This window comes from Arthrobacter crystallopoietes, assembly GCF_017603825.1.
GTDB lineage: Bacteria > Actinomycetota > Actinomycetes > Actinomycetales > Micrococcaceae > Crystallibacter > Crystallibacter crystallopoietes_B.
In genome coordinates this window covers 1,990,601-2,004,472 of record NZ_CP072014.1, presented here as the reverse complement: position 1 = coordinate 2,004,472, position 13,872 = coordinate 1,990,601, and the positions used below count along the sequence as shown (strand labels likewise).

Sequence of the window (13,872 nt, the reverse complement as noted above, 5' to 3'; positions counted from 1 at the left end):
CATGACTACGTCAGATCAAACCAGTATCCGTGAGGGCAAGCGGACCAGTGTTCAGACAGTTACATTGGCCGTCGGCGCGGTATTCCTGCTGGTCGGGATCCTGGGCTTCGTTCCGGGCATTACCAGCGGGGTCGATCAGCTCACTTTCGCCGGACACCAGTCCGGTGCCATGCTGCTGGGACTGTTCCAGGTTTCAATCCTGCATAATATCGTGCACCTGCTCTTCGGCGCCGTCGGTCTGGCGCTGTCGCGGAGTTGGTCCGGTTCCCGGAGCTACCTCATCTGGGGCGGCGCCATCTACCTGGTGCTGTGGATCTACGGGCTGGTCATCGGGCACGAGTCCCCGGCCAACTTCGTTCCGCTGAACACGGCCGATAACTGGCTGCACTTCGTCCTCGGTGTCGCCATGCTCGGCCTCGGTGTCCTCCTGGGACGTGGCCACACAGCAACCAAGGCCTGAAACGGGACAAAGGACTGTCACAGCTTCTTCATAGGTTGGCCGCCTAAGGTCCTACTCATAGCCCCGCATGGGGAAATACGCGAGCAAAGCCAGACAGCATTTCTGGCTGCAGGGAGCGGACGGCTATGACAGCTAAAGACGGCGTCTTTGCGACCAGAACCTCGCCGGACACGACGGGGAATCTGATGACGGACCACCCGGTTCCGGGTACCTCGGATCGTCTTCTGGGCGGCCGTTACCGAGTGGGTCCGGTCATCGGGCTGGGTGGCATGGGAACGGTTTACCGGGCCTGCGACGAAGTCCTTGGCCGCGAGGTGGCACTCAAGGTTTACCGCCCGGATCCCGTTGACCCGGAACGGCTCCGTTGGCACCACGAGGAAATCGCGACGCTGGCCCGGCTGAACCACCCGGGTCTGGTCACCCTCTACGATGCCGGCAGCTCCCCTTTCGACGGCGGGACCGTGTCCTGGCTCGTTATGGAACTCATCCCGGGGGTCGACCTCGGACGCTACCTCGATGCCGGACCGCTGGATCAGCTGGAAACGGTCCGGCTCGGCGCCGAACTGGCTTCCGCCCTTCACTACATCCACCGGCGCAACATCGTCCATCGCGATGTTAAGCCGGGCAATATCGTCATGGCCCGCTACTTTGACGACGAAGCTCCGCACCCCAAGCTCGCTGATTTCGGCATCGCCAGAATGATTAACGGAATGCCGCTGGCCCCCTCCGGGACCACATTGGGCACCGCCGGCTATCTCAGTCCCGAACAGGTGACCGGCGCAGCGGTTGGAGCTCCTTCGGACGTCTATTCTCTTGGCCTGGTGCTGCTGCAGTGTCTCACGGGCGAATTGGAATATCCCGGCCCACCCTTGGCATCGGCCAGAGCCAGGCTGGCGCACCCACCTAGAATACCGGGGAACCTCGGCCCGGACCTGGCCGGACTTCTTGAAGCCATGACGGCCAAGGACCCCCGGCATCGGCCTGTCGCCGTCGAAGCCGCCCAGGCCCTCCGAATGATTTCCGGCAGCGAGGCACCCGCCGCTGCAAGAGCCGGTTCCGGTACCGTTGCCGTGCCTTCGGCCGGTACCCGCATCGGCCCAGAACCGCCGACAGCACACATCGCACTGCCCGTCCTGAAGACGAGCCAAATGACCAACGCCACCCAAGGCTTGCCCTGGCGGGGCCTGCCGGAAAGGCCGGCGGGGCAACCGGCCCCGGTCGATGGGCTTGATCGACCAGCGCAGTCCAGGTCCGCGGTCGCCCGGACCCGGGGCAAACGAAAGCCGCCCATGTTGCAACTAGGCCTGGCGACGGCGGCCCTGCTCCTCATGGTTGCGGCGCTAATCTTCGGTGCCGTGATCGCCACCTCCGGGAGGTCCGCTCCCGTGCAAGCGCCCGCTCCTTCAGTGCCTGCGGAACTGGACGCGCACCTGCAGCAGCTCCAAGAAAGCCTCACACCATGAACCGGCCGGCAGCCCTCACCCGAACGCTCCTGGCCGGCTTAGTCACCGCAGCGGTGCTGGCAGGTTGCGCCCAGCAGGAAGATGCGGCAGCAAAGGCCCTCGACACCTTGCAGGAACGGGCCAGCACCATCAAACAGCTGGCATCAGAGCAGAACCTTCCCATTGCCCTGAACGAAGTTGGCCTGCTGGAGAAGGACTTGGAGAAGGCGGCCACGGACGGGCACATCGCGGCGGAAATGCAGCAGAAAGCTGCGAAAGCGCTGGCCGCGGTCCGCAACGATTTGGAAGTGCTGGCGGGGGAAACCGCCCAGCCGGACGTGGCCCAAACGCCAGTACTTCCGGCCCCCGAGGACACCTTCTCCCATGAGCGGGAAGATTGGCGGAACCCCGAGGGGACCGAGGACCGGGAACAGTGGGACAACGACCACGGCAGGGACACCTGGGATGACGAAGACCAGGACCGCTGGGAGGACCAACAGGACGAGGCCCGGGATCAATGGGAGGACCGGCTGGATGAGTCACGGGACCGGTGGGAAGACGAACGAGACGACTCAGATCACGGACACCACTGATGCAGACGTGACCTCTGGCTAACGGTCCCACGGAACAAAGCCGAGCCGCTTGACCACCACATTGGCCAGCGGTTTCCCCTGCCGCCAGGCATGGAAGTTGCTTTCGAACTGCGCGGACAGTTCGTCCAGCCAGTTCTGCGAATCACCTGACATATGCGGAGTAACGAGGACGTTGTCCAGCTGCCACAACTCATGGTCTTGGGGCAGTGGCTCAGTTTCGAAGACGTCGAGCACGGCGCCGCCCAACCGCCCGGCCTGCAGAGCCTGGACCAAGGCGTCCTGGTCCACCAGCCTGCCCCGGCCCACGTTAACCAGCACGGCAGAGGACTTCATCGATTCCAGGACCGCTCGGCTGACCATTCGCTCTGTAGCCGATGTCAGCGGGGCGGCAAGCACCACGTAGTCATACCCACCGGCCACCTTGGCAAAGTCCGCGCTCGCGTGCACCGTGCCGAAGTCGCGGTCCCCGGTCCTGGCGGTGCGGCCCAGACCATCGACGTCCATTCCGACGGCGCGCAGGAGCCTGGCGGTACAACGGCCGATGCTCCCGGTGCCGGCGACCAGAACCCGTGCCCCTGCAACTTCCGTTGTCGGCCAGCTTTTCCACTGCTGCCGGCGCTGCCGCTCACCGGCCAGTCCGAATCCTTTGGCAAAGTGCAAGACGCCGCCCAGGACGAACTCCGCCATCGGCCGGTCGAAGATGCCGCGGGCGTTCGTGACGATCACGTCCGATTCGACGAGCTCCTGAAATAGCAACTTGTCCACACCGGCTGCCGGGACGTGGATCCACTTCAGCGCGTCCGCGTTCGGCCACACGTCCTGCAGTCCCTCGGCGAAAAAGTCCCACATATACAGCACCTCCGCCCCGGACAGCGCGGTTCCCAGGCCTTCTATGTCCGTGATCCTGAACTCCGCGTGCTCCTGCAGCTTCTCCAGTCCGATGACGGGCCTGTCCCCTGCAAGGACGGTAACTATGGGCTTTGCGTTCATCCGTTCAATCTAATTGACGACGCCGGCCTGCAGAAGGCGGAAATCTGACACAAATTGCCTTGCCCCGCGCCGCCGCTGGATGGCACTGCCGCGGGCTATGACAATTGGTGCCCCCGCACACACCACGGGGTGGAGGCAGCAGAAAAAAGGCCAACAAACTTTCCGGCACTCTCCTCTTGAAGGGTTCATCTCCTCCCCTATCCAGCGCGGCCGCTTCATGGCAAAGTGGCGCCATGAGCGAAGATCTGCGGATGCCTGACGCCGGCAATCCGACCCTCCGGCTGGGCTTGGACGAATGTTGGGATCTCCTCGAGGGCACGACGCTGGGCAGGCTGGCCGTCAGCTACCGCAATGAGCCGGACGTCATTCCGGTCAACTTCTGGGCGGCGGAGAAGAGCATTCTGCTCCACGGGTCCGAACACGTCAGGGACATCGTCCGCCGGGCCGAGCACCGTGTAGTGCTGGAGGCAGATGGGCGTAGCGGTTCCTCCGTCTGGAGCGTGATGGCCAAGGGCAGGCTGCGCGAGTTGACCGGCCCTGATGAGATCTTGGCGGTCGAGCGCCGGCAGCTCAAACCCTGGACCCTTACCCGCAGGGTGTTGTATTTGGAGCTGGAACCCTCGGAACTCACGGGGCGGCGCATCGCCGTCGGACCCGAAAACGATGACTGAGCCAGCCATGCCTGCCGAAAGGAAATACCCCATGCCACGGCACCACAACGGCCCGCCGTCGACCATCCATACGGACGACGGCCCGGCCGGCAACGAGCCACACGCGAGCCTGCCTGCCATTCCGGATCCGGACAACCCCGTCATCGAACTGACCGAGGACGAATGCTGGGACCTGCTGATCGGCACGATGCTCGGCCGGCTGGCCGTCAGCGTGGCGGACAGGCCGGAGCTCTACCCAGTCAACTTCCTGGCCCACGACCGCCGGATCCTGATCCGCACCATGGAAGGCACCAAACTGGTCTCGATGGCCATCAATAACAGGGTGGCACTGGAAGCGGACGGCCGCTCCCTCCACTCGGTCTGGAGCGTGGTAGTCAAGGGCACCATCCATGAGCTCACCACCGAAGCAGAAATAACGACGGCGGAGCAACTGTCCCTGCGCCCTTGGACAGCTTCGGTCAAAACCACCTATGTGGAAATCACGCCCTCGCAGATCAGTGGCCGACGCATTGCCCTGGCGGAAGAGTTCAAGCTGGAACGCTAAAGCATGGCGGCCGATTTTCAGGAAGGCTAATTGAGTAGCCGCGGGCCGCTTGGGCAGGTACAAATGATGCATGACGACATCGCCCCTCGTGCTCGGCCCGATGATGCGGTACGTGGACCAGACGACCGCGAGTATCTGGGTGGAAACGCGCGACGCCGCGCGGGTTGATGTCAGGGCCGGCGGGCAATCGTGGAACGCCCGGACGTTCGCCGTACACGGCCACCACTACGCGCTCGTGGAAGTAGCCGGCTTGGAGCCGGGCAGCGTCACTCCCTACACCGTGGAGATCGACGGCGAGGAAGTCTGGCCGGCAGCGGGAGCCGAATTCCCGCCGTCGTGCATTGCAACGCTCAAGCCGGACAAGCCACTGCGGCTGGCCTTTGGCACCTGCCGCACCAGCGTGCCGCACGACAAGCACGGCAACCGCACCCACGGCGTCGACTCCATGCGCGCCTACGCACTGCATATGGCCAAGGGCGGCGACGTGTCCTGGCCGGACCTGCTTCTGTTCCTGGGCGACCAGGTCTACGCCGATTCCACCAGCGACCAGATGCAGGAGTTCATCCGGGCCCGGCGCGATATGAGCGAGCCTCCCGGCGAGGAGCTCAAGGATTACGAGGAGTACGCGCACCTCTACAACCTCGCGTGGTCGGACGAAGCCAACCGGTGGCTGCTCTCAACCCTGCCGAGCGCCATGATTTTCGACGACCATGACATCCGCGACGACTGGAACGCCTCGCAGACCTGGAAGCAGCAGATGCAGCAGACCTCCTGGTGGCACGGCAGGATCGTGTCCGGGCTCGCCTCGTACTGGGTCTACCAGCACCTGGGCAATCTTTCCCCGCAGCAAAGGGCCGACGACGTCGTCTGGAGGCTGGTTGCCGAACATCACGGCGAGAAGGAACTGGATCTGAGCGAGACGCTGGATGCCTTTGCCGAGAAGGCGGACCATTATCCCGAGAGCTACCGGTGGAGTTTTTCGCGCGATATCGGCGGCGTGCGCCTGATTGTGCTGGACTCCCGCGCGGCACGCGTGCTGGAGCCCGAACACCGTTCGCTGCTGGACGACAAGGAAATGGCGTGGCTGGACGGCCGGCTGCAGGGCGGCTTCAGGCATGTGCTGGTGGCAACCTCGCTGCCGTTCCTACTGCCCACCGGACTGCACCACCTCGAGTCCTGGAACGAGGCCCTCTCTGAAGGGGTCTGGGGCAAGCCCGCCGCGAAGCTCGGGGAGAAACTGCGCCAGGCCATCGATCTGGAACACTGGGGCGCGTTCCAGAAGAGCTTCCAGGAGGTGGCGTCCATGGTGCTCGAGGTTGCCGACGGCGAGCGCGGTCCGGCCCCGGAAACCGTCACGTTCCTGTCCGGCGACGTGCACTTCTCCTACGTCGCCGAGGTACAGCGGCCCGCCGGCAGCCGCATTGTGCAGGCGGTCTGCTCGCCGATCCGCAACCCTCTGCCCCGGATGATCCGTTCCTTCACCGCCATCATGTCCTATGGAGTGGCCGGCCCGGTGGGCGCCCTGATGGCGCGCTCGGCAAAGGTGCCCGATCCGCCGTTCAGCTGGCAAACCATCAAAGGCCCGTGGTTCGACAACAACCTGGCCGGCCTCGAAGACACCCCGGACGGGCTGAAGTTCTGGTGGCAGAGCGGCGTCGTCGAGAATGGCGACCACGACCGTCCCCGGGTGCAGGAGGTCGCGGCCGTGACCCTCCCGCCGCGCGGGGCCTAAGCTGCTGACGGCTCGGCAGGAGCTGGTACCGGAAGCGCGGGAGGGCCTGTCGCCGTCGTTATGTGTGTGCTTACACTGCTCGCATGAGCATTCAGGGTGAGTATTTCGCGGCAGCAGAAACCCCCAATAACGACGGCGGCGCCCCGCCTCCCGTTTTCGTCTACCGTGGCGCCGAGGGTTTGCTGGCTGCGCAGTTGGCTGAGGCGCTGGATAACCACGAGCTGCTCGAGGGCAACTGGGAGCTGGTGCATACCTATATGCCGCCGGCGGAGCGGACAAGTACCCCGGCGGAGAAAGAGGACGGTCCGACGACCGCGCCAAAGGACGCCGGGCCTAGCGGAGCCTTGGAAGAGCTGGCGGCGGACGCATCCGTGCGGTTCAGCCCCGGCGAGCGGCAGCAGGTAGGGCGCTGGAGCATCGTGCAGTTGGCGGATTTCGGTTTCTTGCACAAAACTTGAGCTTTCCTTGAGCGTTAGCGAGGGATGCTGCCCCGATCATGTAAGGAGCCGGGAAGGACCCCACTCCTGCCCGGCAACCATTGATCGGGACCGTTCGCTTGATCTGTGGCTGTTGGGGGATTTGTCCCGGGCGGTCAGCCACCTGGTGGCCCGGGACATCAACTATTGCGCCGCTCCCCCGCTGGGTCTAGCGTGATGCGCATCAGCATCCACCGCTAATAAGGAACCGTCATGGCTGGCTTTGTGCAGATCATCGAGTTCAAGACCTCGCGCATCGAGGAGATCGAAAAACTAGGGACGCCCTCGAGAGCGGAAGGAAGCACGCCTGCCTCCTTCCGCGGAGTAAAGGTCACCGCGGACCGGGACCGGCCCGGCAGCTACTACACCATTGTGGAGTTCGACTCGTATGAGTCGGCCATGGAAAATTCGGCCCGACCGGAGACTTCCGAATTCGCCCAGAAGTTCGCCGCTCTGTGCGACGGGCCGCCCGTCTTCCGCAACCTGGACGTGCTGTGGGCGGACACCGGGCAGGACGCGCAGGCCACGTAGGCAAGTCCTGAGACGAGATGGAACACCTCACCGGCTTCGCCCGCGAATTCCTGAAGGCGATGAGGAACCTCCTGCCTATTGTGGCGGTGGTCGCGGTGTTCCAACTAGTGGTCTTCCGCGGGCTGCCCGAGGATCCCCTGCAGCTGGTGGTTGGGCTGCTGATTGTGGGCGTGGGCATCGCGATGTTCCTGCAGGGCCTGGACCTCAGTGTCTTTCCGGTGGGCAAGAACATCGCCAACCAGTTCACCCGCCGCGGTGCGCTGGGGCCGCTGCTGGCCTTCGGCTTCGCCATCGGGTTTGCGGCCGCCGTCGCCGAGCCTGCGCTGATCGCCGTCGCGGAACAGGCCGAGATTGTCAGCGAAGGCAGGATCAACGGGCTGACGCTGCGCGTGGTTGTCGCGGTGTCCGTGGGTTTCGTCCTGGTCCTGGGGTTGCTGCGCATCCTGCGGGGCTGGCCGGTACACCGGCTGCTGATCGGCGGCTACGCACTGGCCCTGGCGATCACCTTCATCGCACCGGATGAGATTGTCGGCCTCGCCTACGATTCCGGCGGCGTTACCACCAACATCGTGACCGTACCGATGATCGCCGCCATCGGCTTGGGTCTGGCCAACTCGATCAGGGGGCGCAGCATGCTGGCGGACGGCTTCGGCCTGGTGGCACTGTGTGTGATGGTGCCGATTATCGGCGTGCAGCTGTACGGGGTCTGGGTCTACACTTTCGGCAACACCGGAGCCGTTGCCACCGCGCCCGGGGCCGGGTCCGGCCATTGGGCGGCGGACTTCGCCCTCGGGCTGGCCGAGACCGTGCGCGATGTGCTGCCGATCGTGCTGGTGGTCCTGTTCTTCCACTACCTGGTGCTCAAGCACAAAATCGCCCACCCGGTGCGCGTGCTGGTCGGCTTCGTCATGGTCCTGGTGGGCCTGTATGCCTTCGTCGTCGGGCTCAAAATCGGGCTCTTCCCCATCGGCACGCAGATGGCCGAGCAGCTGATCGCGCGCGACGTGCCCGTGCTCATCCTGCTCTTCGCACTGCTGATCGGCTTCGCCACCACCATGGCCGAGCCGGCGCTGGTGGCGATCGGCAGCCAGGCCCAGGACGCCTCGCGCGGCAGGCTCAACGGCTCCGCTATCCGCATCGTCGTCGCCGTCGGGGTGGCCGCGGGCATCGCGCTGGGCGTCTACCGCATTCTCGTGGGCGGGCCATTCCACTACTACGTCATGGCGTCCTACGGCGTCGTCGTTGTCCTGGTTTTCCTGGCGCCCAAGTACATTGTTGCCCTCGCCTTCGACCTCGGCGGGGTCACGACGTCGGAAGTCACCGTCCCGCTCGTGACCGCCCTGGGCATCGGGCTGGCGACCGCGCTCGAGGGCCGCGATGCGCTGATGGACGGCTTCGGGCTCATCGCCTTCGCGTCCATTTTCCCGATCATCTCCGTGCTGCTCTACGCCATGCTCCTGGAACGAATTCCCACTCCGCGGAAGGAAACCTCATGAAATTCACCGCCATTGTCGTCATCGCCCCGGACCATCTTGAGGACCGGGTCATCGAACACGCCCAGCGTGCCGGCGCCACAGGTGTGACCATCCTGCCGGGCAAAGGCATTGGCGGTGAATCCAAGCGGACGTTCTTCGGGCTGACGTTCGAGGGATCGCAGTCCGTGCTGCTGATGGTGGTGGGCTCGCACCTGTCCACCTCGATCCTGAAGGAACTGCACACCATCCTGGTCGACGACGGCGATTCCCGCGGCCTCGCCTTCAGCATTCCCATCGAGCACTTGACCGGGATCGAACTGCGCCAAGTAGCCAAATTCGAGGAGCACATGCGCCGTGAAGACACCTGACGTTGAAGAACACGAGATCACAGGAGGAACCACATGCTGACCGTCAAGGATGTCATGGTGCGCAACATCGTCACCATCTCCCCTTACAGCACCCTGCGCGATGCGCTCGCGATGATGAAAGGCCGCCGGGTGAAAAGCCTGGTGGTGGAGCGCCAGCACCCCCACGATTCCTGGGGGCTGCTGACCTACAGCGAGCTGCTGCGCACCGTGGTTGCCGAGGAGGGCGATGTGGACTTGCTCAACGTGTACGACGCCGCGTCGAAACCGGTGATCACCGTGGGCGAGGATCTCTCCGTGCACCAGGCCGCGGCGCTGATGAGCCGCTACCACCTGAACCGGATGGTGGTGGTGGAGGGCAACACGCTGATCGGCCTGCTTGCCATGAACGACATCCTCGCCCGGCTGATGGACGATCTGATTTAGAGGAGCTTAGTGATGAACAGCGCGGCACGGCACCTGCTGGACCGGCCCGGAACCGTCCTCCCGCTGGCAAAGCTCGACGGCGGGATGCTCGCCTGGGTGGGCGGCAAGGCGGCCAACCTCGGCGTGCTCATCGCCGCGGGGCTGCCGGTGCCGGAAGGATTCTGCATTACGACGACGGCGTACCAGCGGGTCGCGGCGGAGGCCGGCCTGGATGCGGTCCTGGCTGAACTGGAGGCGGGCGCGGGTGGCGGGGCAAGCGCCGGCGCGAACCGGGACACTTCCGCCGAAGGCGTCGCCGCGTTGGCCGGGCTGGCGGAACGTGCGCGCGCCGCGCTGGAAGCCGCCCCCATGCCGGACGACATCGCCGATGCCGTACGCGCTGCCTACGCGGAGCTCGGGAACAACGACGGCGGCCGGTTGGCCGTGGCGGTGCGTTCCTCCGCCACGGCCGAAGACCTGCCGGATGCCAGCTTCGCCGGCCAGCAGGACACCTACCTCAACGTGGCCGGCGAGGACGCGCTGCTGGATGCGGTCCGCCGGTGCTGGGCCTCGCTGTGGACGGAACGGGCGGTTGCCTACCGCAGCGATAACGGCATCGACCAGCGTTCGGTGAGCATCGCCGTCGTTGTCCAAGAGATGGTGGACGCCGAGGTTTCCGGCGTACTGTTCACGGCCAACCCGCTCACCGGCCGGCGCCACGAGGCCGTCGTCGATGCGGCATCCGGGCTGGGCGAGGCTGTGGTCAGCGGGGCCGTGAATCCGGACCAGTTCGTGGTGGACACCGCCAGCGGACGGATCCTTGAGCAGACGCTCGGCGACAACCTTGGGCGGACAGCGGGCGACAACCCCTCCGGCAGCGGCGAGGCGTGCCTGAGCGATGAGCAGGTCCTGGCGCTGGCTGCGCTCGGCGCCCGCGCGGAGGAACACTTCGGGCAGCCGCAGGATCTGGAATGGGCCTTCGGGCCCGACGGCGCGATCCAGTTGGTGCAGTCGCGCCCCATCACCACGCTGTACCCGCTGCCCGCGCCCGCCGCTACAGGCCGCGAGGGCAGCAACGGGAACGCGAGCGACGACGGCGGAAGCGACGGCGCCACCCGCGCCTACCTCTGCGCGAGCCTGCTGCAGGGGCTCACCCGGCCGCTGACGCCGATGGGGCTGTCCGCGTTCCAGGTGCTGGCCGACGCCTACCGGCCGGCCGGCGGGACCTACGGCGCGCCGGTCCCCTTCAGCTACAGCCAAGCCGGGCTCCGGCTCTTCGTCGATGTGACGCCGGTGCTGCGCAACAAGGCCGGACGGCGCATTTTCCCTGCCGCGATGAGGGCGGCCGATGCCCGCTCGGTCGGGGCGTTGCGGTACCTGATGGAGGATCCGAGGTTCTCCATCATCCGCAGGCCGAAACTGGGCGCGCTCAAGGGGTCGCTCAGAGGATCGCTGAAGTCCGTGCCGCAACTGGCGATGATTCCCCAAGTACTCAACGGCCTGGTCCGGCCGGCGGCCGCACTGGAACGCAGCAGGCGGGCCGAGCAGGAATTCCACCGGATGCTGGTGCTGCCCGAGCCGGCCACGCCCGCCCGGCGGCTGGACTTCGTCGAACGTACGCTCGGCGGGATGATCACGCCAGGCCTGCTTAAGCAGCTTCCGCCGCCTGCGGCCGGCTACATCTGGCTGGGCATCGTGCGCTGGCTGCTGGGTCCGCTGGTGCAACCCGGTGACCTGCAGGCGGTCCTGCGCGGGCTGCCCGACAACGTGACCACGCAGATGGACCTAGAGCTCTGGCATGCCGCCACCATCATCCGCGACGACGACGAGGCAGCCCGCGCCCTCACGGATGAGGACCCGCAGGAGCTCGCCCGGCGCTATGCCGCAGGCTCACTCCCCGCGACCGCTCAGCACGAGCTGGCCGCGTTCCTGAATAAGTACGGCCACCGCGCCGTGGCGGAGATCGATATCGGCATCCCGCGCTGGTCCGAGGAGCCCGCCCACATCATTAATGTGCTCGCGAATTACCTGCGCCTAAGCGAGCCGGACCAGGCACCGGACCGGCAGTTCGCCCGCGCCGCCGCCACCGCCGAAGCCAAAGCCGCCGAACTGGCCCAGCGCGCGCGGCGCAGAGGCCGGATCCGCGGCAGGCTCGTGTCCTACGGCCTGCGCCGGGTGAGGACCACCGCGGGCCGGCGCGAGTACCCGAAGTTCGGCCTCATCGTGGCCCTCGCCGCCCTGCGCGCCCAGCTCCGGCAGGTCGGAACAGTGCTGGCAGACGAGGGCCGGATCGCCAGCCCCGGCGACATCTTCTTCCTGGACCTCGCCGAAGCCCGCGTGGGCCTGCGCGGCGCAGACCTGCACGAACTCGCCGCTGAACGCCGCCGCACCTACAACCGCGAGCTGCGCCGCCGCCGCATCCCCCGGCTCCTCCTCTCCGATGGCACGGACGTCGAGGCCGCCATGGGCGCCCGCGCTTCCGCAACAACGACGGCGGGAGCGCACCTTCCACCCGGAACCCTCAGCGGAGCACCAGCCTCGGCAGGCACCGTGACCGGCAAGGCGCGGGTCATTCTGGACCCGGCCGGCGCCCACCTGGAGCCTGGGGAAATCCTCGTCGCCCCGTCCACCGATCCCGGCTGGACGCCGCTGTTCCTGACCGCCGGCGCCCTCGTCATGGAGATGGGCGGACCCATTTCACACGGCGCCGTCGTTGCACGGGAGTACGGGATCCCCGCCGTCGTCGGCGTCCCCGATGCCACCACCCGCATCGCCACGGGCGATACCATCACGGTCGACGGTGCGGCGGGCACCATCACCGTCGGAACCTGACGGCCTTTCACAGCCGGTTCATAGAAAGGCCACAAGGACCGCTTAATCGGGCACCGGAGGCTGGGGGACATGACACTCTCATCGCGCTTACCTACCGAACAGTCCGAGGGCCCCGGCGATCGGCCGCCGCCCAAAACACCCCGTCTCGCCGGCGTGGACGCCGCGCGGGGCATCGCTGTGATCGGCATGATCGCCGTCCACGTCTTCAACCTGTACGACGAGCAGACGGGCTCGGTGTCCTGGCTCGCCGCGGTTTTCAGCGGCCGGTCCGCGGCGCTGTTCGCGGTGATGGCCGGAGTCGGGCTGGCCCTGGTCAGCGGAGGCCGGCACGGTCACAGGGGAAGGAATGTTTCAGCCGACCGGCGCGGAATCGCGGCACGGGCCGGCGTCATCGCCGTCGTCGGTCTGACGCTGGGGTTGTTGGAGGTCGACATCGCCATCATCCTCGTCTGCTACGCACTGCTCTTCATCCTTGCGCTGCCGTTCATCACAATGAGCATCCGGCAGCTGGCCGTCTTCACCGCCGCCTGGACGCTGCTCTCCCCCGCCATTGCCTATCTCGTGCGGCCGCTTCTTGATGAGGCTCCCTTCAATGCCTTCATTGACACCGAGCCGAACTGGACCAATCTGGCCGATCCGGCCGCGTTGCTCTCCAGTCTTTTTTTCACCGGGTCGTACCCGGTGTTCCAGTGGCTGAACTATGTACTCCTTGGTCTGCTGCTGGGCCGGTTGGCGCTGGATTCCCTCCGGGTCCAGCTGTGGTTGGCCGCCGCAGGCGCCACCGTACTCGTCGCGGCGCAGCTGACCAGCTCCCTCCTGCTCCAGGGCCTGGGCGGCGCAAATGCCCTGCTGGCCACCGGGGAAACCGATAGCGGGAATCTGGTGGACTGGAATAAACGGCTGCTGCTGGACCTCTCCGATGTGGACCAGACGACATCTCTCTGGTGGCTGGCGGTCGACGCCCCGCACACCGGGACTACGCTGGACCTGCTCAACACCATGGGCAGCGCGGCCATGGTGCTGGGACTGTGCCTGCTGCTCGCCCGCGTTGCCGGCCGCGGACTGCTGGTGCTCTCGGGTCCAGGTGCCATGACGCTAACGCTCTATTCTGCGCACGTGCTGCTGATGAGTTTCATCAACGGCAACGACACCACGGCCACCGAAAGCCTGCTCTTCTGGGGCCAGGTCCTCCTCTTCAGCGCCGTCGGCCTCGCTTACGGGCTTACCGCACGCCGCGGTCCTCTGGAACGGCTGGCATCCGCCGTCAGCAAGGCGGCCCGCGGGCCCATTTCCCTACACAGCACGTTCACAGGTTCGCCATAGCACCCGCTTATGGCCTGGTTCCAGGGTTAACAC

Annotated in this window: 14 protein-coding genes; 13 read left to right on the top strand and 1 reads right to left on the bottom strand. The window is 66.0% G+C overall.

The window, feature by feature from the left end:
- The first annotated feature begins 1 nt into the window (after position 1).
- The 3 genes from J5251_RS09265 to J5251_RS09255 all read left to right on the top strand — a co-directional run bounded on the left by J5251_RS09265 (position 2) and on the right by J5251_RS09255 (position 2,495).
- Positions 2–460 carry a DUF4383 domain-containing protein gene (locus J5251_RS09265; protein ID WP_208575887.1) on the top strand — a complete coding sequence of 153 codons (459 nt, stop codon included), beginning with the start codon at positions 2–4 and terminating at the stop codon, positions 458–460.
- Between the two features lie 125 nt (positions 461–585).
- Positions 586–1,923, top strand: coding sequence for a serine/threonine-protein kinase (locus J5251_RS09260; RefSeq protein ID WP_208575886.1), 1,338 nt, complete (start codon positions 586–588; stop codon positions 1,921–1,923).
- Positions 1,920–2,495 (top strand): hypothetical protein, encoded by a 576-nt coding sequence (locus tag J5251_RS09255; protein ID WP_208575885.1) that lies wholly within the window; start codon positions 1,920–1,922, stop codon positions 2,493–2,495. The genes J5251_RS09260 and J5251_RS09255 overlap by 4 nt, the downstream gene beginning before the upstream one ends.
- A gap of 18 nt (positions 2,496–2,513) precedes the next feature.
- On the opposite strand, the gene J5251_RS09250 is transcribed toward J5251_RS09255, so the two are convergent.
- Positions 2,514–3,485, bottom strand: a complete 972-nt coding sequence (locus J5251_RS09250; protein WP_208575884.1) for a D-2-hydroxyacid dehydrogenase — start codon at positions 3,483–3,485, stop codon at positions 2,514–2,516.
- A gap of 233 nt (positions 3,486–3,718) precedes the next feature.
- Between J5251_RS09250 and J5251_RS09245 the strand changes: the two genes are divergently transcribed.
- The 10 genes from J5251_RS09245 to J5251_RS09200 all read left to right on the top strand — a co-directional run bounded on the left by J5251_RS09245 (position 3,719) and on the right by J5251_RS09200 (position 13,839).
- Positions 3,719–4,156, top strand: a complete 438-nt coding sequence (locus tag J5251_RS09245) for a pyridoxamine 5'-phosphate oxidase family protein (protein ID WP_208575883.1) — start codon at positions 3,719–3,721, stop codon at positions 4,154–4,156.
- Positions 4,157–4,187: 31 nt separating this feature from the next.
- A complete protein-coding gene (locus J5251_RS09240; protein WP_208575882.1) occupies positions 4,188–4,700 on the top strand; it encodes a pyridoxamine 5'-phosphate oxidase family protein in 513 nt (170 codons plus the stop codon).
- A 70-nt stretch (positions 4,701–4,770) separates the two neighbouring features.
- Complete coding sequence (locus J5251_RS09235; protein ID WP_208575881.1) at positions 4,771–6,432, top strand: alkaline phosphatase D family protein; 1,662 nt, start codon at positions 4,771–4,773, stop codon at positions 6,430–6,432.
- 83 nt (positions 6,433–6,515) lie between these two features.
- Entirely contained in the window at positions 6,516–6,890 is a 375-nt protein-coding gene (locus J5251_RS09230) for a hypothetical protein (RefSeq protein ID WP_208575880.1), read from the top strand.
- A 231-nt stretch (positions 6,891–7,121) separates the two neighbouring features.
- Positions 7,122–7,439 (top strand): hypothetical protein, encoded by a 318-nt coding sequence (locus tag J5251_RS09225; RefSeq protein ID WP_139005063.1) that lies wholly within the window; start codon positions 7,122–7,124, stop codon positions 7,437–7,439.
- Positions 7,440–7,456: 17 nt separating this feature from the next.
- A complete protein-coding gene (locus J5251_RS09220) occupies positions 7,457–8,935 on the top strand; it encodes a DUF1538 domain-containing protein (protein ID WP_208575879.1) in 1,479 nt (492 codons plus the stop codon).
- Positions 8,932–9,282: a P-II family nitrogen regulator gene (locus tag J5251_RS09215; protein ID WP_139005061.1), complete on the top strand. Its 351-nt coding sequence runs from the start codon at positions 8,932–8,934 to the stop codon at positions 9,280–9,282. Before J5251_RS09220 ends, J5251_RS09215 begins: the two co-directional genes overlap by 4 nt.
- 33 nt (positions 9,283–9,315) lie before the next feature.
- A complete protein-coding gene (locus tag J5251_RS09210; protein ID WP_139005060.1) occupies positions 9,316–9,705 on the top strand; it encodes a CBS domain-containing protein in 390 nt (129 codons plus the stop codon).
- A 12-nt stretch (positions 9,706–9,717) separates the two neighbouring features.
- Complete coding sequence (locus J5251_RS09205; RefSeq protein ID WP_208575878.1) at positions 9,718–12,516, top strand: PEP/pyruvate-binding domain-containing protein; 2,799 nt, start codon at positions 9,718–9,720, stop codon at positions 12,514–12,516.
- 69 nt (positions 12,517–12,585) lie between these two features.
- The gene (locus tag J5251_RS09200; protein WP_208575877.1) at positions 12,586–13,839 is read left to right on the top strand and encodes a heparan-alpha-glucosaminide N-acetyltransferase domain-containing protein; all 1,254 of its coding nucleotides are present in this window, start codon (positions 12,586–12,588) and stop codon (positions 13,837–13,839) included.
- Positions 13,840–13,872: the final 33 nt, after the last annotated feature.